This window comes from Paraburkholderia franconis, assembly GCF_009362735.1.
Classification (GTDB): Bacteria; Pseudomonadota; Gammaproteobacteria; order Burkholderiales; family Burkholderiaceae; genus Paraburkholderia; species Paraburkholderia franconis.
Map to the genome: position 1 here is coordinate 1 of NZ_WHNP01000243.1, position 843 is coordinate 843.

The following is an 843-nucleotide window of genomic DNA, read 5'->3' on the forward strand; positions in this document are numbered from 1 at the left end:
ATGAGGACCGAAGCGATGATCAGGAGTGTTTCGTGTGCAATTTCCAACTGAAATCCGGATGCGCCGATCAGTTTGCGCAGGCAACGCGCCTGCGCGGGGATGCCAGGCCTCGCGGGCCGCGCGCATCGGCGGCTCATTGCACCGCTCCGGTATGCCCCGCGCCCATTATTCGCGCCATGCGCGTGAGATTGCTCGCGACCATTGTCAGCTTGAAGTGCTGGTCGACCCGCTTGATGCCGCGATACACCGTCTGCCGGATCCGACCGACCGTCTTGCCCCAGCCGAAATGCTCCTCGATACGCTTGCGGATGACCTGACTCATCCAGTATCCCGCGTGCCGCGATGTACGCTCATCGATCGCGCTGCCGCCCTGGCGGGCGTCGTTGCGTGCGACATGCGGGGTAATGTTGCGCGCCCGGCAATCGCTTACGAAATCGTGCGTGTCGTACGCCTTGTCGGCACCGACTGTCTTCGCGTGAGTGCCAGGCACGCGGTCGAGCAGTCGCAGCGCACTGGCCCGCTCGCCAAAGCCATCCGCGTGGCTTACCACGGCGCCGACCACCAGCCCGGAGCGGTTCTCCATCAAGATATGCCCCTGGTAACAGAGGATGGCCGGACTCTGCTTGCTCTTCTTGAACAGGCGCGCATCCGCATCAGTGCTCGACTCATGCGTGTCATTGCTACGTCGCTCACCCTTCCAGTCGGCTTCGGCGTTGCGCCCGCCGCCGGTCGGCGGATCGTCCGATCCGTCCTTGCGGCGAAAACTCTTGTGACTCGCCCAAGCCTGGATGAGCGTGCCGTCCACCGGGAAATGCTCCCGAGACAGCAGACCCTGCCTGTCGG

The 843-nt window shown here is 63.9% G+C and carries 1 protein-coding gene; it reads right to left on the minus strand.

Annotated elements, in window-relative coordinates; genetic code table 11:
* Window positions 1–133: 133 nt before the first annotated feature.
* The coding region (locus GCT13_RS47960) for an IS5 family transposase (protein ID WP_152768460.1) at window positions 134–843 on the minus strand (710 nt) is incomplete at its 5' end.